The 17455-nt window shown below is 67.3% G+C and carries 17 protein-coding genes; 3 read left to right on the top strand and 14 right to left on the bottom strand.

Annotated features, from left to right (window positions below; all coding sequences use genetic code 11):
* Positions 1-55: 55 nt before the first annotated feature.
* The 6 genes from ACFWBU_RS07675 to purS all read right to left on the bottom strand — a co-directional run bounded on the left by ACFWBU_RS07675 (position 56) and on the right by purS (position 6160).
* Positions 56-670: a TetR/AcrR family transcriptional regulator gene (locus ACFWBU_RS07675; protein WP_206036968.1), complete on the bottom strand. Its 615-nt coding sequence runs from the start codon at positions 668-670 to the stop codon at positions 56-58.
* 72 nt (positions 671-742) lie between these two features.
* Entirely contained in the window at positions 743-2992 is a 2250-nt protein-coding gene (locus ACFWBU_RS07680) for a cytochrome P450 (protein ID WP_378527959.1), read from the bottom strand.
* Positions 2993-3012: 20 nt separating this feature from the next.
* On the bottom strand, positions 3013-4170 hold the full coding sequence (locus ACFWBU_RS07685; RefSeq protein ID WP_169621296.1) for a serine hydrolase: 1158 nt from the start codon (positions 4168-4170) through the stop codon (positions 3013-3015).
* Positions 4171-4215: 45 nt separating this feature from the next.
* On the bottom strand, positions 4216-5061 hold the full coding sequence (locus ACFWBU_RS07690) for an SDR family oxidoreductase (RefSeq protein WP_346765122.1): 846 nt from the start codon (positions 5059-5061) through the stop codon (positions 4216-4218).
* Positions 5062-5240: 179 nt separating this feature from the next.
* Positions 5241-5918, bottom strand: coding sequence for a phosphoribosylformylglycinamidine synthase subunit PurQ (gene purQ / locus ACFWBU_RS07695; RefSeq protein ID WP_169621297.1), 678 nt, complete (start codon positions 5916-5918; stop codon positions 5241-5243).
* Positions 5915-6160 carry a phosphoribosylformylglycinamidine synthase subunit PurS gene (gene purS / locus ACFWBU_RS07700; protein WP_072701971.1) on the bottom strand — a complete coding sequence of 82 codons (246 nt, stop codon included), beginning with the start codon at positions 6158-6160 and terminating at the stop codon, positions 5915-5917. Before purS ends, purQ begins: the two co-directional genes overlap by 4 nt.
* Before the next feature lie 180 nt (positions 6161-6340).
* On the opposite strand from purS, the gene ACFWBU_RS07705 reads away from it, so the two are divergent.
* A complete protein-coding gene (locus tag ACFWBU_RS07705; RefSeq protein ID WP_378527960.1) occupies positions 6341-8587 on the top strand; it encodes a heavy metal translocating P-type ATPase in 2247 nt (748 codons plus the stop codon).
* Positions 8588-8639: 52 nt separating this feature from the next.
* Here ACFWBU_RS07705 and ACFWBU_RS07710 read toward each other — a convergent pair whose 3' ends face one another.
* Together ACFWBU_RS07710 and ACFWBU_RS07715 are read right to left on the bottom strand one after the other, a co-directional pair.
* Positions 8640-9554: an LLM class flavin-dependent oxidoreductase gene (locus ACFWBU_RS07710; RefSeq protein ID WP_378527961.1), complete on the bottom strand. Its 915-nt coding sequence runs from the start codon at positions 9552-9554 to the stop codon at positions 8640-8642.
* Positions 9555-9557: 3 nt separating this feature from the next.
* Complete coding sequence (locus ACFWBU_RS07715) at positions 9558-10037, bottom strand: carboxymuconolactone decarboxylase family protein (RefSeq protein WP_296551440.1); 480 nt, start codon at positions 10035-10037, stop codon at positions 9558-9560.
* Positions 10038-10171: 134 nt separating this feature from the next.
* On the opposite strand from ACFWBU_RS07715, the gene ACFWBU_RS07720 reads away from it, so the two are divergent.
* On the top strand, positions 10172-10816 hold the full coding sequence (locus ACFWBU_RS07720; RefSeq protein ID WP_169621420.1) for an MBL fold metallo-hydrolase: 645 nt from the start codon (positions 10172-10174) through the stop codon (positions 10814-10816).
* A gap of 26 nt (positions 10817-10842) precedes the next feature.
* Here ACFWBU_RS07720 and ACFWBU_RS07725 read toward each other — a convergent pair whose 3' ends face one another.
* The 6 genes from ACFWBU_RS07725 to ACFWBU_RS07750 form a co-directional block, all read right to left on the bottom strand.
* Positions 10843-12486, bottom strand: a complete 1644-nt coding sequence (locus tag ACFWBU_RS07725; protein ID WP_169621301.1) for an FAD-binding dehydrogenase — start codon at positions 12484-12486, stop codon at positions 10843-10845.
* A gap of 142 nt (positions 12487-12628) precedes the next feature.
* Entirely contained in the window at positions 12629-13324 is a 696-nt protein-coding gene (gene bluB, locus ACFWBU_RS07730) for a 5,6-dimethylbenzimidazole synthase (protein ID WP_378527962.1), read from the bottom strand.
* A gap of 5 nt (positions 13325-13329) precedes the next feature.
* Positions 13330-13824, bottom strand: a complete 495-nt coding sequence (locus ACFWBU_RS07735; RefSeq protein ID WP_169621304.1) for a glutathione peroxidase — start codon at positions 13822-13824, stop codon at positions 13330-13332.
* A gap of 76 nt (positions 13825-13900) precedes the next feature.
* Positions 13901-14170 carry a metal-sensitive transcriptional regulator gene (locus ACFWBU_RS07740; protein WP_169621305.1) on the bottom strand — a complete coding sequence of 90 codons (270 nt, stop codon included), beginning with the start codon at positions 14168-14170 and terminating at the stop codon, positions 13901-13903.
* Between the two features lie 117 nt (positions 14171-14287).
* Positions 14288-15157, bottom strand: a complete 870-nt coding sequence (locus ACFWBU_RS07745; protein WP_169621306.1) for a sulfite exporter TauE/SafE family protein — start codon at positions 15155-15157, stop codon at positions 14288-14290.
* Between the two features lie 2 nt (positions 15158-15159).
* On the bottom strand, positions 15160-15759 hold the full coding sequence (locus tag ACFWBU_RS07750; protein WP_169621307.1) for a rhodanese-like domain-containing protein: 600 nt from the start codon (positions 15757-15759) through the stop codon (positions 15160-15162).
* 264 nt (positions 15760-16023) lie between these two features.
* On the opposite strand from ACFWBU_RS07750, the gene ACFWBU_RS07755 reads away from it, so the two are divergent.
* The gene (locus ACFWBU_RS07755; protein ID WP_169621308.1) at positions 16024-17400 is read left to right on the top strand and encodes a rhodanese-like domain-containing protein; all 1377 of its coding nucleotides are present in this window, start codon (positions 16024-16026) and stop codon (positions 17398-17400) included.
* Positions 17401-17455: the final 55 nt, after the last annotated feature.

Here is a 17455-nt window from a genome sequence, read left to right on the forward strand (position 1 = left end):
GAGGGATCTCGCAGCCGATCGGGACGGCGCGCGAGATCCCTCGTTCCGTATGTCGTCAGCCTGTGCGGTGCAGGCAGAACAACCACTGCTCCGCGAGCACGGAGACAAGCCGTTCGAAATTCTCGTCGTGCCCCTGCACCAGCGCGAAGTGGAAGTTGCGGTCGGTCGACATCAGCATGGACGTCACGTGGAGGCGTGCCCGCAACCGGGCGTCGTCGTCCGACTGCCGCCCCAGCAGGTTGTCCATACCCGACGCGACACGGCGCAACATGGCGAACCACTCGTCGGACACGAGAGGCTCGTGCGAGAGCGCCTGCTCCATGCTCGCAAACTCGGCCCGGTGCGCCCGCCAGAACAGCGCGTGCTCGTTCAGCCAGTCCGTGACGTCGCCGAGCGACGGGTCCTCGAACGCGTCGAGGCGCCGGTAGTCGTCCCGGATCGGCTGTTCGAGCGCCGACATGTGCCACTGCACGATCTCCGCCTTGGACCGGAAGTGCAGGTAGAACGTCGCGCGGGACACGCCCGCGGCCTTGGCGATCGCCTCGGCCGTGGTGGAGGTGTATCCCGATTCGACGAACAGTGCCCGCGCCGATTCGATGAGTGCCTCACGCGTCGCGCGTTTCTGCTCGACCCGCGTCATCTTCGGCACGACCGCCGTTCTCGGTGCCACTCGCCCTCCCGCCTCTCGTCGCACGAAACCCTACCGGTCCCGCAGCCGGAATCCGATCGAGTTTTCGCACGGTCAGGCGTCGAGCACCAGCCTCGAGCACCCCTTCTCCGCGCGCGAGACACACATCATCATCGTCTCGTTCCGCTCCTGCTCACCGGCGGTGAGGATCGAATCCCGATGGTCGGCGCGTCCCGCGAGAATCCGGACCTCGCAGGTGCCACACGTCCCTTCCTTGCACGACGACAACGCCTCGATGCCGTTCTCCTCCGCCACGTCCAGCACCGTTTTCCCGGCGGGCACCGTGGCGGTGATCCCGGATCGGGCGAAGTCGACGTCGAACGCCACGTCCGGTTCGGTGCGCACGATCTTCTTGGCGGCGAAGCGTTCCGTCACCAGCGACCCGACCGGCCAGTGCGCACTCGCGGCTTCGATCGCCTGCAGGAGCGGTTCGGGACCGCAGCAGTAGATCAGCGTGTCCTCGGTGGGCTCGGCGAGCAACGTACGCAGATCCAGCAGACCGGTCTCGTCCTGCGGGCACACGGTGATCTTGTCGCCGAACCGCTCGAGTTCGGAGAGGAAGGCCATCGACGCGCGAGTGCGGCCGCCGTAGAGCAGTTCCCAGCGGGCACCGTCGGCCTCGGCCTGCGCGATCATCGGCAGGATCGGGGTGATGCCGATCCCCCCGGCCACGAAGACGTACCGCGCAGCCGGGCGGAGACGGAAGTTGTTGCGGGGGAAGCCGACCGTGACGGTCGCGCCGTCCCGCAGCCGGTCGTGTACGTACTGCGATCCACCGCGCGAATCCGGTTCGCGGAGCACACCGATCCGCCAGCGTGTGCTGTCCTGCGGAGACGACGACAGCGAGTACTGCCGCAGCAGGGCGTCGTCGCCGTCGCCGAGCCGAACTTCGATGTGCGCGCCCGGCTTCCACGTGGGCAGCGCGCCGCCGTCGGGGTGGCCGAGGGTCAGCGACACCACCCCGTCGGATTCGTCGCGGCGCTCGAGCACCGTGAGTTCCATGTGCCGGGCGGTCTTGGTTTTCGCTCGCTCGATGTCGGCGACATCCCAGGTCACCGGCAGGGTCCGGCGCACCGGAAGCAGCGCGATCGGCAGGAAGTCGAGGGGAACCTCCGCCGCGGGACGCAACGACGAGAGCCGTTCGAAGAGCACCTGCAGTGCCGTCGCGCCCTGGACCCGGGCGAGTGCCTGGCCGAGGCAGGTGTGCCGGCCCTGGGTGAACGCGAGGTGGTTCTCGGGTTCGGGGCGGTGGATGTCGAACTCGAACGGGTGCGGGCACCGCGCCGGGTCGGTGTTGGCGCTGGCCAGCGCCAGCCACACCATGTCGCCCTTCCGGATGTGCGCGCCGCCCAGTTCGATGTCCTGCTGCGCCTGGCGCGCGGCGAACGGTGACGACGGCCTGCGTCGCACGGTCTCCTCGAACACTCGCTGCCAGAGTGCGGGATCCTCGATCGCCTCGGCGAGGGTTTCCGGGTTCCGCGCGAGGAACAGCACCGCGTTCGAGACCGCCTGGGTGGTCGAATCGACGCCGGCCATCGCGAATTCGGTGAGATGCACGGCGATCTGGGCCGCCGACAGCATCCGGTTGCCGTCTTTGTCGTTCACGATCGCCATATCGGAGATCAGATCGGTGCCGGGGTTCTCACGACGCTCGTCGATGATGCGGCGCAGTACGAGGGTCGCATCGATGTAGCGCTGCCACACCTGCGTCCGCATCGGCTCGGCCATCGGTTCGGCAGCCGACGCGAGGATCATCGCGAAGTCGTCCCGGAGTTGGCGCATCATCGCGTCGTGCTCGTACCCGAGACCCATGTGCGCCATGATCGTCTGCGTGGTGAGTTCGAGCGCGTAGTCCGTCACGAGGTTGCCGGAGCCGCGTGCCTCGAAGCCGTCGACGACGCGGTGTGCGCGCGCCTCGATCTCGGGCTGCAGCGCCTCCATGCGTTCTTTGGTGAACCCGCGCTGCGCGACGAACCGGTGGTCGGTGTGGCTCGGCGGATCGGAGCCCACCAGCATCTGCGTGATCAGGTCCGGTGGCACGATTGCCCGGAACTGTTCGGGGACGTCGATGGTGCCGCTGTTGCCGCCGGAGGTGAACCGCTGCCAGTCGGCGAGCACGGTCTCGACGTCTTCGCGGCGGTTGACGATCCACGCGTTGAGGTACGGGTAGAAGAACACGGGCGTCTCGTCCCGGAACTTCGCGAAATGTGCTGCGGGGTCGGTGAAGTAGTCGTCGCTCAGTGCGTCGAAACCGTGCGCTACAGGGCACCGGGAAGCGGAGGGAGCTTCAGGCGTGAGGGTCATGTCAGGTCTTCCCGGAGGAGTCAGAGGGCGGCCGCGGCGGCCATGGTGGAGAGCTTCTGGAATCGGGCGACGTTGTCGCCTTCGTCCATGCAGCCGGCCGACAGGAATACGAACGTCATGTCGAGTTCGGGGTCGACCCAGAACAGGGACGACCCGGCACCGTAGTTGCCGAAGGTGCGGGGGGAGGTGAAGGGTCCGAAGAACGATGCGTGGGGACCCGTGCCGGACAAGGAGAATCCGAGTCCGAAGTTGCCGGGCGGGGTTTCCCATCCGCGACTCGCGGCGATGCCCGCATACAGGTCGTTGGGCATGTCGCCGGTCTGCAGGGTCGTGGCCTGGTCGACGACCACGGGAGCGACGAGGTGCTGTCCGTTCACTTCGCCCTTGCGGCGGAACATCTCGGCGAAGGCGAAGATGTCCTCCGCGGTACTGACGGCACCGACCCACGGGATCTCCGCGGCCTCGGTGATGGTGTCGTTGAGGTTTTCGATGTCGGCCGGCGACAGCCAGCCGTTGTCGGGTACGTATGCCTTGAGCGGCACCGCGTCCGCGCGCCAGGCTGCGGGCATGCCGAACGCCGTCCGCGTCATCCCGAGCGGCTCGAAGACGAGATCGCGCGCGAGGTCCCGGAAGTGGTCGTAACCGTATGCGCGACGGACCATTTCACCCATGAGGGCGTGGTTGATCGACGGCGCGTAGTTGAGGGTGGTCCCGGGTTCGTTGACGACGTCCACGGAGCACAGCGCGTCGATCACGTCGGCGAGTACCCCGAAGCGGTCCGGTCCGAGGCCGGGATTCGGGGTGGCGGGCATTCCCGAGCGGTGTGTGAGGAGGTGGTGGAGGTTGATGCGGTCCTTGCGCACCGAGCGGAAGACATCGGTGCCGAAGAACTCGGGGATGATGTCGACGACCCGCGTCGACAGTGCGAGCTTGCCTTCGCCGAGTGCGCGGTACGCGAGCGTGTTGGTGAACGCCTTCGACATCGACAGGATGCGGAAGACGTTGTCCGGCCGCAGCGCGGTCTCGGTGGCGCGTTCGGCGTAGCCGAGGGTTTCGTTCAGGGCGATGTCGCCGTGACGCGCGACGATGATGTTGACGCCGTCGTAGTCGCCGTGGTCGATGTCGCGGCGGATCTCGTCGGTGAGCCGGGTGAGTGCGGTGGGGTCCAGAGCGGGCATGGTGTCGGTCCTGTTTCTCTCGGTGCGGCGGGGATCAGCGGTGGGTTACATGACCAATCCGCCGGACGGCGAGAACGTCTGCCCGGTGTAGTAGGAGCCCTCGGCACCCGCAAGGAACAGCACGGTCTTGGCGATCTCCTCGGGGGTCGCGGGCCGCTTGATCGGCTGCATCGAGATGAGGAAGTCGGAGAACTCCTCGTCGCTCTGGCGGAACAGCGGCGTGTCGACGGCCCCGGGCGCAAGGGAGTTGACGCGGATGTTGAAGGGAGCCAGTTCGGTGGCAGCCTCCCGGGTCAGGCCGAGCACACCGGCTTTGGACGCCGGGTAGTACGCGGGCATCGCCACCGACATCAGCGCGGCGGCCGAGGAGAAGTTGATGATCGCGCCGCCGCCTGCCTTCTTGAGCAGCGGCACAGCGGAACGCATCGTGTAGAAGGGGCCGTACAGGTTGATCTTCAGGACGCGGTCGAAGTCCTCGTCGGTGATGGTTTCGTAGAACTCAGGGTTGTGCTGCCGGCCTTCCTTCATCGCCTCGAAGCCCTTGTAGTTCTCGGCGTTGAGGGCGTCGAGCGCAGCCTTGTTGGGCGCGTTGACGCCAGCCGCGTTGACGAGCACGTCGAGTCGGCCGTGCTCACGCTCGACGGTGGCGAAGGCTTCGCGCACGGCGGCACTGTCGGCGATGTCGAGGGGAACGGCGTGGGCTCCCCGGAGCGCCGCGAAGTCGCGAGCGAGGTTGTCGGCGGAGATGTCCGCGCCGTAGACGACGGCGCCCTGGTCGGCGAATGCCTGCGCGGTGGCAAGACCCATGCCTGACGCGGCACCGGTGATGAAAACGACCTTGTCCTGGAACTGCATACGAATCTCCTCGGGAATGTGCGGTAGCTGGCTCACTCGGCCTCCGCCACCGGTGATGCAGAGCATGACATTTTGGGTAGACGTATGTCTAGTGAAACTTTTCCACCGCAGGTGAGGATGGGTATTTCGGCGTTAAAACGACTGCAAAGAATGGACGGACCAACGAAAAACCCCCGCCGTCCATCGGACGGCGGGGGTTTCGGTGCGTCAGGAGATCAGGCGTTGACCACCGCGTCGAGCGCGCTGTAGAAGATGCCGAGCCCGTCGTCGCTGGGGCCGGTGAGCGCCTCAGTGGCGTGCTCGGGGTGCGGCATCAGGCCGACGATCCGGCCGTTCGCCGACGCGATGCCCGCGATGCCTCGCTGGGATCCGTTCGGGTTCTCGCCCACGTAGCGGAACACGACACGGCCTTCGCCCTCGAGTTCGTCGAGCACTTCCTGCGAGGCCTGGTAACGGCCCTCGCCGGACTTGAGCGGTACCAGGATCTCGGCACCCTGCTCGTAGCGCGACGTCCACGCGGTGGAGTTCGATTCGACCTTCAGCCACTGGTCGCGGCACACGAAGTGCAGACCTGCGTTGCGGGTCAGCGCGCCGGGCAGCAAGCCCGCTTCCGCGAGCACCTGAAAGCCGTTGCAGATGCCGAGCACCGGCATTCCGCCGCGCGCCGCCTCGACGACCTTGGTCATCACCGGAGCGAACCGCGCAATGGCGCCGCACCGCAGGTAGTCGCCGTACGAGAACCCACCGGGCACGACGACCGCGTCGACACCCTTGAGGTCGGCGTCACCGTGCCACAGGCTCACGGCCTCGCCGCCGGCAAGCTTCACCGCCCGGGCTGCGTCGATATCGTCGAGCGTGCCGGGGAACGTGATGACCCCGATGCGTGCGCTCATGCGTCACCGTCGATCCGGCGAACCGCCCAGTCCTCGATCACGGTGTTGGCGAGGAGCGCTTCGGCGATCTTCTCCACCTGGGCGTCGTCGACGCTGCCGTCGACCTCGAGTTCGAATCGCTTTCCCTGGCGGACGTCGGTCACGCCCGCGAAGCCCAGCCGCGACAACGCCCCGGCAATGGCCTGACCCTGAGGGTCGAGAATCTCGGCCTTGGGCATGACTTCGACGACGACACGCGCCACGTGCTGCTCCTCGGTAGTAGTGCTGGCGCCCGGGAACGGACACCGGACCCATCGAAGTTTACCGGCTCAGGCCGCTCGAGCCGGAACCGGCCGCTGCCCCGCCGGCCACCGCCCCCAGTGAGTAGCGGACACATACCCCCTAGGGGTATAAAGGAGGGACGACATCGAAGGAGTATCCACATGACGACCGCTGACACGACGCGTGACGTCGAACTCACCATCGGTGGGATGACGTGCGCCTCCTGCGCCGCGCGCGTCGAGAAGAAGCTCAACCGGATGGACGGCGTCACCGCGTCGGTCAACTATGCGACCGAAAAGGCGAAGGTCAGCTACAGCGGCGACATCACGCCCGAAGACCTCGTCGCGACCGTCGAAGCCACCGGTTACACCGCAGCACTGCCCGCACCTCCCCGGACGCAGAACGCTGCCGGCGAGGACAGCGGACCCGAATCCGACGAAGCCGCGCAATGGAAACAGCGCCTGACGGTGTCGGCCCTGCTCACCGTCCCCGTGGTCGCGCTGTCGATGATCCCGGCCCTGCAGTTCGACAACTGGCAGTGGCTGTGCCTGACCCTCGCGTCACCGGTCGTCGTGTGGGGCGCCCTGCCCTTCCACCGCGCGGCCTGGACCAACCTGCGGCACGGTGCCGCGACGATGGACACCCTCATCTCCGTCGGTGTCACCGCTGCATACCTGTGGTCGCTGTGGGCGCTGTTCTTCACCCACGCCGGTATGCCAGGCATGAAGATGACCTTCGAATTGTTCGCCTCGGGCGGCGGTGAGGAGCACATCTACCTGGAGGTCGCCGCGGCCGTCACCACCTTCATCACCGCGGGTCGCTGGTTCGAGGCCCGGGCGAAGCGCCGCTCCGGCGCCGCCCTGCGGGCGCTGCTCGACATGGGAGCCAAAGACGTCGCGGTGCTGCGTGGCGGCACCGAAACCCGCATCCCGGTCGACCAGCTCGCCGTCGGTGACGTGTTCGTGGTGCGTCCCGGCGAGAAGATCGCGACGGACGGCGTCGTCGAATCGGGTTCGTCGGCCGTCGACGAGTCGATGCTGACCGGTGAGTCGATGCCCGTGGAGGTCGCGCCCGGCGACGCCGTGGTCGGTGCGACCGTCAACGCCGGCGGTCGCCTCACCGTCCGGGCGACCCGCATCGGCTCCGACACCCAACTCGCCCAGATGGCGCGCCTCGTCGAGGACGCACAGAACGGGAAGGCCGAGGTCCAGCGCCTCGCCGACCGGATTTCCGCGGTGTTCGTCCCGATCGTGATCGGGCTGTCGCTGCTCACCCTCGCCGCGTGGCTGCTGTTCACCGACGATCCCGTCTCGGCTGCCTTCACGTCGGCGGTCGCGGTGCTGATCATCGCGTGCCCGTGCGCGCTGGGTCTCGCGACTCCCACAGCGCTGCTCGTCGGCACAGGCCGCGGAGCGCAACTCGGCATCCTCATCAAGGGCCCGCAGATCCTCGAATCCACGCGCCGCGTCGACACCGTCGTACTCGACAAGACCGGAACCGTCACCACAGGCGAGATGACCGTCGCCTCCGTTCATGTGGCGCCGGACGAATCCGCCGACGAAGTACTGCATCTCGCGGGGTCGCTCGAACACGCATCCGAGCATCCGATCGCGCGGGCGATCGCCGACCACGCCGCACAGACGCGCCCGCTGTCCGGTGTGGAGAGTTTCGAAAACCACGGCGGACGCGGGGTTTCCGGTGTGGTCGACGGACGTGCCGTGCTCGCCGGGCGGTTGTCCTGGCTGCGCGACGAATGGTCGCTCACACCGGCACCCGGCCTCCCGCGAGAAGCCGAGGCGGCCGAATCCGAAGGCCGGACGCCGATCTGGGTGGCCTGGGACGGTGCGGTCCGTGCGGTCGTCGTGGTGTCCGACACGGTCAAGGACGGTTCCCGTGCCGCCGTGTCCGGACTCCGCGACCTGGGTCTTCGTCCCGTGCTGCTCACGGGTGACAACCGCGGCGCGGCCGAGGCGGTCGCGAAGCAGGTCGGCATCGACGAGGTCATCGCGGAAGTGATGCCCGCCGACAAGGTTCAGGTGATCGAGCGTCTCCAGTCCGAGGGCAGGGTCGTCGCAATGGTCGGCGACGGCGTCAACGACGCGGCAGCGCTGGCCCAGGCCGACCTCGGGCTGGCGATGGGCACGGGAACGGACGTCGCCATCGAGGCGTCGGATCTGACCCTGGTTCGAGGCGATCTACGGGCCGCCCCCGACGCCATCCGCCTCGCGCGGGCAACGCTGCGCACCATCAAGGGCAATTTGTTCTGGGCGTTCGCCTACAACGTCGCGGCGCTGCCGCTCGCCGCGCTGGGGCTGCTCAACCCGCTGATCGCGGGTGCGGCAATGGCATTCAGCTCGGTGTTCGTGGTCAGCAACAGTCTGCGCCTGCGCAGGTTCGCACCCCGCTGACCCCCGGGCGACGGTGGTGGTGTGCGAGATCTTCCGATCTCGCACACCATCGCTATCGCGATATCGCCGACTCCCATTCGCCGCGTTCGGCAGCAACGAGTTCGCGCACCCGCGGCGCGACCTCGGCTGCGAAGCGTTCGAGGTCCGTCGAGGCGTCGCTCGCGAGAACGAACGTGCTCGTGCCGTGCTGCAGAGTCAGCTCGGCGAGCTGCTCGGCCCACACCTCCGCCGGACCGTGCAGAAACGAACCGTCGGCAACATCGGCGAAGGTGCCGGTGACGTTGTACAGGCGGCGGATCTGCGCGGGTTCGCGCCCGGCCTCCCGAGCGGCGTCGTCGACCCGCGCACTCATCTCTCCCAGGATGTCGGGCCCGGCGGCGAACGAACTCGGCAGCCAGCCGTCGGCAAGTCGCCCGGTCAGTCCGAGCATGCGGGTGCCGTAGGCGCCGACCCAGATTCCGAGATCGTGTGCGGGAGCAGGGCCGCGTTTCGCACCGGACAGCGAGTAATACTCGCCGTCGACCTTCGCCCCGCCCTTCTCGTCGGACCACAGCGCCCGAATCACCGCGATCGCATCGGCCAGCGCCGTCACCGCCTGCCCGGCGCTTCGGCGCGGACCTCCGTTGGCCGCCACCGCATCCCAGAACGCACCCGAGCCGAGTCCGAGTTCGACGCGGCCGCCGCTGAGCCGGTCCAGTGACGCGGCGCTGCGTGCGAGGATCACCGGTCCGCGCAGGGGAAGGTTCGCCACGTTCGGCGCGACGGTGACGGTCGTCGTCCGGGCCGCGATCCAGCTGAGCAAGGTCCAGGTATCGAGAAAACGCGACTGGTAGGGGTGATCCTGGATCGTCACCAGATCGAGCCCGGCGCGTTCGGACACGAGAGCGAGATCCACCACCCGGGCCGGGTCACCGGCGGACGGTGTGAGGAAGCTGCCGAATTCGAGGGATTGCCGGTAGTCGGGCACGTGTCACGATCCTTCCGACTCGGAGCGCGGGGCGTGGCGGCTGACGATCGAGATGCGGTTGAACGCGTTCATGGTGATGGCCACCCATGCGACGGCTGAGAGCTGGTCGTCGGTGAGGTGCGCTCGGGCCTCCGCGTAGTCGCGGTCCTGCTCGTAGCTCGAGGGCAGCACTGTCACCGATTCGGCGAGGGTGAGCGCCGCCCGCTCGACATCGGTGAACAGCTCGGTGTCCCGCCACACCGACAACACCGCGAGCTGCGTCGTCGACACGCCTGCCTTCAGCGCCTCGCGGACGTGAATGTCGAGACAGTAGGCGCAACCGTTGATCTGCGAGACCCGGATGTTGACGAGTTCGACGAGGGACCGCTCGAGCCCCGCCTCCGCGACGGCCTCGCGCACCGCGCCGGCGACGGCGACCTGTGCCCGGTAGACAGGCCGGGTCTGTTTGTCGATCAGAACGCGGGGCTCTCGGGTTTCGGTCATGTCCGCTCCTCGGGCCGGTCGGCGATCCGTCGTGCATGTGCACCGATTAGTTGACTACGCAACGTACCATCGGGCTCGCGCACGCACCGGAGATCCGGCTCGCGACCGATACTGCGGACGGCATACTCGGAGGCATGCGACTGACCCACTTCGGCCACTCCTGCATCCTCGTGGAACACCTCGGGCAGAAGATCCTCTTCGACCCGGGCAATTTCTCGCACGGATTCGAGGGGATCACCGGCCTCGACGCGATTCTGGTCACCCATCAGCACCCGGACCACGCCGACCCCGCCCGCCTCCCGGCGCTTCTCGACGCCAACCCCGGCGCTGCCCTGTTCTCGGATCCGCAGTCCGCGGAACTTCTCGAGGGCGACTGGTCGGCGGTGCGGCCCGGCGACCGGTTCACGGTCGGCGACGTGACGATCCGGGGCACCGGCGGCCGCCACGCGGTGATCCACCCCGACCTTGCGGTTATCGACAACACCGCGTTCCTCGTCGGAGACGCGGAGAACCCGGCACGCCTGATGCACCCGGGAGACTCGCTGTACATCCCGTCCGAGAAGGTGGACGTACTCGCACTCCCGGCAGCGGCGCCGTGGCTCAAGATCTGGGAAGCCGTGGACTACCTGCGTGCCGTGAATCCCCGGGTGGCGGTGCCGATCCACCAGGGCATCATCACCGATCAGGCGAACGGTATCTTCTACGGCCGGTACTCCGACATGGCCTCCGACGGCACCGAGTTCCGGGTACTGCCGTACGAGGACGACGTCGAAGTCTGATCCGCACCCGGCGCCGCCGAGGGGGTTTACCGCGCCGCCGCCCGCCCGGCGGCGCGGCCGGAGAAGATGCATCCGCCGAGGAACGTGCCTTCCAGCGAGCGGTAGCCGTGTACGCCACCGCCTCCGAAGCCCGCGACCTCGCCTGCCGCGTACAGCCCGTCGAACACCGAGCCGTCCGCACGCAACACCCTCGACGACAGGTCGGTTTCGAGGCCTCCCAGCGTCTTACGGGTGAGGAGATGCAGTTTGACCGCGACCAGGGGGCCGGCCTTCGGGTCGAGGATCCGGTGCGGCGACGCAATGCGGGCGATGCGATCCGGCTTGTAGGTGCGGGCCGCACGCATCGCGACGACCTGCAGGTCCTTCGTGAACTTGTTCGTCATCTCCCGGTCCCGCGACTCGACGACCGAACGCACCCGCTCGTAGTCGAGCGGCGTATCAGGCGTCAGCTCGTTCATTCCGGCGACGAGGTCGGCGAGGTTGTCGCGGACGACGAAGTCGACGCCACGCCGCATGAACGCATCCACCGGTCCGGGCGCACCCGACCGGATGCGCTGCAGGAGCAAGCGGACATCCCGGCCGGTGAGGTCGGGATTCTGCTCCGATCCGGAGAGACTGAACTCCTTCTCGATGATCTTCTGGTCCAGGAGGAACCAGGTGTGGTCGTGCCCGGTGCGCGCGATGTGCTCGAGAGTGCCGAGGGTGTCGAAACCGGGGAACAGCGGAACCGGCAGGCGAGTGCCGGTGGCGTCGAGCCAGAGCGACGACGGTCCGGGCAGAATCCGGATGCCGTGGTTCGGCCACACGGGGTCGAAGTTCGTGATGCCCTCGGTGTAGTGCCACATCCGGTCGCGGTTGACGATGTTGCCACCGGCGTTCTCGGTGATCTCGAGCATCCGCCCGTCGACGTGCGCGGGAACACCGGTGAGCATCCGCTTCGGCGGCTCGCCCAGACGCTGGGGCCAGTTCTTCTTCACGAGTTCGAAGTTGCCGCCGATACCGCCCGAAGTGACGATCACGGCTCCGGCAGCGAACTCGAATTCACCGACTCCCACCCGCGACGAAGCGACACCGCGAGCGGCGTCGGTCGGCTCGAGCACGGTGCCTCGCACCCCTGTCACCGCTCCGTCGGTGATCACCAGGTCGTCGACCTGGTGCCGGTGCTTCAGCGTGACCAGTCCCCGGTCGACGCCCTCCCGGACCTTACGAGCGAAGATCTCGACGAGAGCCGGTCCCGTGCCCCACGTGATGTGGAAACGGGGAACCGAATTGCCATGTCCCGCAGCGTCGTAACCGCCACGTTCGGCCCAGTTGACCATCGGGAAGATCTTCAGCCCGCGCTGCTTGAGCCACGCGTGCTTCTCCCCCGTCGCGAATTCGACGTACGCCTGCGCCCACCGGCGTGGCCAGCGGTCGTCGACCTCGCGGTCGAAGCCCGCCGTGCCCATCCAGTCCTGGAGGGCCAGTTCGTACGAGTCCTCGATACCGAGACGCCGTTGCTCGGGACTGTCGACGAAGAACAGTCCGCCGAACGACCAGAATGCCTGTCCCCCGAGGTTGTTCGCATTCTCCTGGTCCACCAGGATCACCTTCCGGCCTGCGTCGACGAGTTCTCCCGTCGCCACGAGTCCCGCAAGGCCCGCCCCCACCACGATCACATCTGCGTCCATGCCGCAAACAGTACCGAGCGAACGCACGGCTCGGGACAAACAGTCGCCCACGCAACTCCTCAGACGGTGACGCGCCCCTTCGAGGAAGCCGGCCGGCGATAGACCGACGCGAGTCGTCGCTCGAACGACGACTGCGGGGCGATCACACGTCGGCGTCGCGACGTTCCGGCAGTCTCGCGCCGTTCAGTCCCTCGTCGTGCTTCCCCCAGGATTCGAAGTGCACGGCATCACCGAGGGGGCGGCCCTGTCTCCAGCCGAACCGCTCGAGGTCCGGAACCTCCTGCAGGCGTGTCACGGGACCGAGGCACAGCCAGGCGATCGGTCGGACGGGGTCCTCGACTCCGACGAAGTCGCGGAGGAATTCTTCTTCGTAGAACGAGACCCACCCGACGCCCAGGCCCTCCGCCGTAGCCGCGAGCCAGAGGTTCTGGATGGCGAGAACCGCTGAGAACAAGCCGGATTCGTCGACGGTATGCCGCCCGAGGATGTGCTTGCCGCCGCGCGACGGGTCGTAGGTGACGACGATGCCGGTACGCGATTCGGCGATGCCCTCGACCTTGATGGGGTCGAAGGTCCGCCGCTTGTCCTCGGGCAGTGAATCCGCGAACGCCTTCCGGCATCCGGCGACGTGCTCGGCGAAAGCGTCAAGGCGCTCCGGATCACGGACCACCACGAAATCCCACGGCTGCGTATTACCCACGCTCGGTGCGTGGTGGGCAGCGGCGAGAACCCGGTGCAGCGCGTCCTCGCGAATCGCCTCCCCGCTGAACTCGGCGCGGACGTCGCGGCGCATGCGGATGATGTCGTACAGCGCCTCGCGCGCTCGAGCGGTGAACATGATCGTCAGGCCGGCACGACTGCTTCGATGGCCTCGATGACCTCGGGGGCGTCGGGTTCGGTGCGGGGACGGAAACGATCGACGACGGTACCGTCCGGGGCGATCAGGAACTTCTCGAAGTTCCACTGGATGTCACCGGCTTCACCGGACGCATCGGCGTGCTTGGTGAGTTCGGCATACAGCGGATGGCGGCTGTCGCCGTTGACCTCGATCTTCTCCAGCAGCGGGAAGGTCACACCGTAGGTGGCCGAGCAGAATTCCTGAATCTCCTCGGCCGTTCCCGGTTCCTGTCCCATGAACTGGTTGCACGGCACGCCGATCACGATGAGGCCGCGGTCGGCGTAGTCGTTCGCGAGCTGCTCGAGTGCGCCGTACTGCGGGGTCAGTCCGCACTTGGACGCGACGTTGACGACGAGCAGCGCGTGCCCCTCGAACGCCGCGAGGCTGGTGGGCTCACCCGAGAGGGTGTTGATCGAGATGTTCTGGAGGTCGGTGGTCATGCTTACAAGCTAGCGTGCCCGCACCGGACCGTTCGGGACGGCGGCCCCGCCCGGGACGGCAGCGTCGTCGATGCACTCAGGCGAGAGCAAGAAACAGCTTCTCGAGTTGCGCCTCGGTCATCGGCTCCTTGTTTCCGTCACCCGAATCGGTCATGCACTCCCGCAGGCCGCTGGCGACAATCTTGAAGCCGGCACGGTCGAGTGCTTTGGAGACCGCGGCGAGCTGCGTGACGACGTCCTTGCAGTCACGGCCCTGCTCGATCATCGCGATCACTCCGGCGAGCTGCCCCTGAGCACGGCGCAACCGATTGAGGACCTGGGTGATGCTTTCGTCGTCGCCGACCATGTCGATTCCTTTCGCGAATGTCTTGTAATCGTACCCCCTGGGGTATCGCCCCCGTCGTCTCACAGCTCGACGGCCCGATCGGGACCGCCGGGTGATGCGGAGGCGCATCCTCTCGCGTCACCCGGCGGCGACGGAAAGCTGACGCCATCGCCGCAGCGGACAGCGGGAGGTGCGTGTGCACGCATAGGCGGTGCCGGCGGCAACCAGCGTGAGGACCGCGACCGCGCCTCCCACAGCGGGATGCAGTTCCTGCGCAATGATGACGGAGGACATCAGCAGAACGAACCACCCGAAGCCCTTACGCAGCGTATCCGGATCGATCTTCGAGGTGAGCCGGCCACCGATCAGGCTGCCGACCACCGCGGCGCCGGTCACCATCGCCGCCAGGCGCCAGTCGATCTGCACGGACGAGAGGTAGCCACCGAGCCCCGCGAAGGATTTCATGGCGATCACGATGAGTGAGGTACCCACGGCGATGGGCATGGGCAGTCCGCCGAGGAGCGCGAGCGCGGGCACGACGAGGAAACCACCACCGGCACCGACCAGGCCGGTGACCAACCCGACGACCACGCCGTCGAGCAGAATCTTCCCGACCGGCATAGCGGGAACAGCACTTCCGGTTGCTGCCTTGTTCTTGCGGCCGCGCAGCATCGCGACCGCGGTGGCGATCATCATGGCCGCGAACGCGAGCAGCAGGATGCCGCCGGGAATGAAGCGCGAGAACAGGCCACCGGCGTAGGCACCGACCATGCCCGCCGCACCGAACAGGATGCCGGTGCGCCACTGCACGCGGCCCGCCCGCGCGTGGGAGATCGCGCCGACCGCGCTCGTGACACCGACTACGAGCAGGGAGGTGGCGATCGCTTCCTTGGCGTCCATGCCCGCGACGTAGGCGAGCAGAGGGACGGTCAGGATGGATCCTCCGCCGCCGAGCAACCCGAGGGTGACGCCGACAAGGACCGCCAGTGACACGGTCAGCGCGATCACGATCAGTTCCCTTCGGCTGCAGTGCCGCTGGAAGCGGTCAACTGTGCCACGATCGTCTGCGGATCACAGGTGGCGCCGCGGTTGTAGGGCAGCTTCGACAGCATCATGCCCATCGCGCACGTATTCGACAGTGCCGCAAAGCTCAGACCGCCACCGATGCCGGCGGCGAGCCACTTGAGCTTGGGCACGGCGACACTGCCCAGGACCGAGCCCAGCACCAGCGAGCCCGCGAGCAGACGAACCTGGCGTTCGAGTTCCCAGCGTGCGGCACCGCGAACGACCGGCAGACCCTGTCCTTCCCAACTCGTCATCCCGCCCTCGAGGATGTGCACGTTGAGCAGCCCCGCCTCGCGCAGGGTCTCCTCGGCGTGCGTCGCACGCTGCCCGGACCGGCACACCAGGACGATGCTCTCGTCGAGGTGGGCGAGGAACTCGTCGCGGTGCTCGCGCAGCAGGTCGAGGGGCACGTTGTAGGCGCCCGCGATGTGCAGGGACTCGAATTCGCCGGGGGTGCGGACGTCGACGACACGCACGTTCGCATCGGCGCCGATCAGTTCGTGGAGCGCGCTCGGGTCGAGGGTGGCGGGACCGGACGTGGTCATAAGGAGGGCCTTTCGATTCTGGGTTGTGTGCGCACTAGGCGACGTAATTACCCCATGGGGTATTCTGGGAACTCATCGTACACATACCCCTAGGGGTATCTAAAACCATGATCTGCTGCGGGAGCTTCCCCGGCACTCCGCGGTTCCCCATGCGGAGCCGGAGACGAAACTCTGTGCAGCACGATACCCCGGGGGGTACTTGACATACCCTAGGGGGTATATGCCACGCTGTCCACAGACCCGGAATCAGCAACGGAGGAACCCATGATTCTCGAGCAGTACTACATCGAGTGCCTGTCCCACGCGTCGTACCTGATCGGCGACGAGAGCACCGGCCGGGCGATCGTGGTCGATCCGCGCCGCGATATCGGCGACTATCTCGACGACGCCGCGAAGCACAACCTCACCATCGAAGGCGTGATCAACACCCACTTCCACGCGGACTTCGTCTCCGGACACCTCGAACTGGTGGACGCGACCGGCGCATGGATCGGTTTCGGCGAAGCGGCCGAGACCGACTACCCCATTCGCCGCCTACGGGACGGGGAGCAACTTTCCCTCGGCGAAGTCCACCTGGAGATCCTCTCCACCCCGGGGCACACCTGGGAATCGATCTCGGTGGTCGTACGTGAGCGTCCCGACGCCGCACCGTCCGCAGTACTCACCGGCGACTCGCTCTTCATCGGCGACGTCGGCCGGCCGGACCTGGTCAACCTCGGCGACGGGTCCACGAGCGACCTGGCCCGGGCGATGTTCCGTACCGTGCACGAGAAACTGCTGACACTGCCCGACGAGGTCACGGTCATGCCCGCCCACGGTGCCGGTTCGTCCTGTGGAAAGAATCTCTCCACCGAGCTGACCTCCACGATCGGAGAGCAGCGAGTGAGCAACCCCTCGGTGCAGCCGATGAGCGAAGACGACTTCGTCGCGCTGATCACCGAGGGCCAGCCGGCCGCACCGTCGTACTTCTCGGCCGATGCCGCCATGAACAAGCGGATCCACCCGCTGCTCGCCCAGGACCACACCATCCCGATGCTGACTCCGGCTCAGGTCCGGACCGAGCTCACCGCGGGCACCCGTGTTCTCGACGCACGCAGCGTCGACGATTTCGCCGCCGGGCACCTGCGCGGATCGGTCAACGTCGGTTTCGACGGACGCTTCGCCGAGACCGGTGGCATGGTCGCCGAGGTCGGCGAGAGGATCGTGCTCATCACCTACCCCGGCGAGGAACAGGAGGCGGCGGTACGCCTCGCCCGGATCGGATCGGACAACGCGATCGGCTATCTCGCCGTCGCCGACGGCATGTTCCCGGTCGAGCTGACCGAACTGGTTCGGACCGCACCCCGCACCTCCGTCGAGGAACTCGACACCCTGCTCGCCGCCGGCACCGTCACCCTCGTCGACATCCGCAACCCCGGTGAGCGCGAACTCGGCACGATCCCCGGTGCGGTGCCGATCCCGTTGGCACAGTTGCGCACTCGGCTCGGGCAGGTACCGACGGGTAAGCCCATCGTGGTGCACTGCGCCGGTGGATGGCGCTCGAGCGTGGCGGCGTCGTTGCTCCGCGCCCACGGCTTCGACAACGTCTCGGATCTCACCGGCGGCTACAACGCGTGGGCCGAGAGCCACGTCGCGGCCTGATCGTTCCGGCCGGAGCCGGACCGACAACAACGAAGAAGGAGAACCCCATGTGTTA

The sequence above is a fragment of the Rhodococcus sp. NPDC060084 genome, from assembly GCF_042730335.1.
Lineage (GTDB): Bacteria > Actinomycetota > Actinomycetes > Mycobacteriales > Mycobacteriaceae > Rhodococcus.

Coding starts and splice junctions, on each gene's coding strand:
- ACFWBU_RS07680 (WP_378527959.1), bottom strand. CDS start 2,992: ATGACCCTCACGCCTGAAGCTCCCTCCGCTTCCCGGTGCCCTGTAGCG.
- ACFWBU_RS07685 (WP_169621296.1), bottom strand. CDS start 4,170: ATGCCCGCTCTGGACCCCACCGCACTCACCCGGCTCACCGACGAGATC.
- purQ (WP_169621297.1), bottom strand. CDS start 5,918: ATGAGCGCACGCATCGGGGTCATCACGTTCCCCGGCACGCTCGACGAT.
- ACFWBU_RS07705 (WP_378527960.1), top strand. CDS start 6,341: ATGACGACCGCTGACACGACGCGTGACGTCGAACTCACCATCGGTGGG.
- ACFWBU_RS07715 (WP_296551440.1), bottom strand. CDS start 10,037: ATGACCGAAACCCGAGAGCCCCGCGTTCTGATCGACAAACAGACCCGG.
- ACFWBU_RS07720 (WP_169621420.1), top strand. CDS start 10,172: ATGCGACTGACCCACTTCGGCCACTCCTGCATCCTCGTGGAACACCTC.
- ACFWBU_RS07725 (WP_169621301.1), bottom strand. CDS start 12,486: ATGGACGCAGATGTGATCGTGGTGGGGGCGGGCCTTGCGGGACTCGTG.
- bluB (WP_378527962.1), bottom strand. CDS start 13,324: ATGTTCACCGCTCGAGCGCGCGAGGCGCTGTACGACATCATCCGCATG.
- ACFWBU_RS07735 (WP_169621304.1), bottom strand. CDS start 13,824: ATGACCACCGACCTCCAGAACATCTCGATCAACACCCTCTCGGGTGAG.
- ACFWBU_RS07740 (WP_169621305.1), bottom strand. CDS start 14,170: ATGGTCGGCGACGACGAAAGCATCACCCAGGTCCTCAATCGGTTGCGC.
- ACFWBU_RS07750 (WP_169621307.1), bottom strand. CDS start 15,759: ATGACCACGTCCGGTCCCGCCACCCTCGACCCGAGCGCGCTCCACGAA.
- ACFWBU_RS07755 (WP_169621308.1), top strand. CDS start 16,024: ATGATTCTCGAGCAGTACTACATCGAGTGCCTGTCCCACGCGTCGTAC.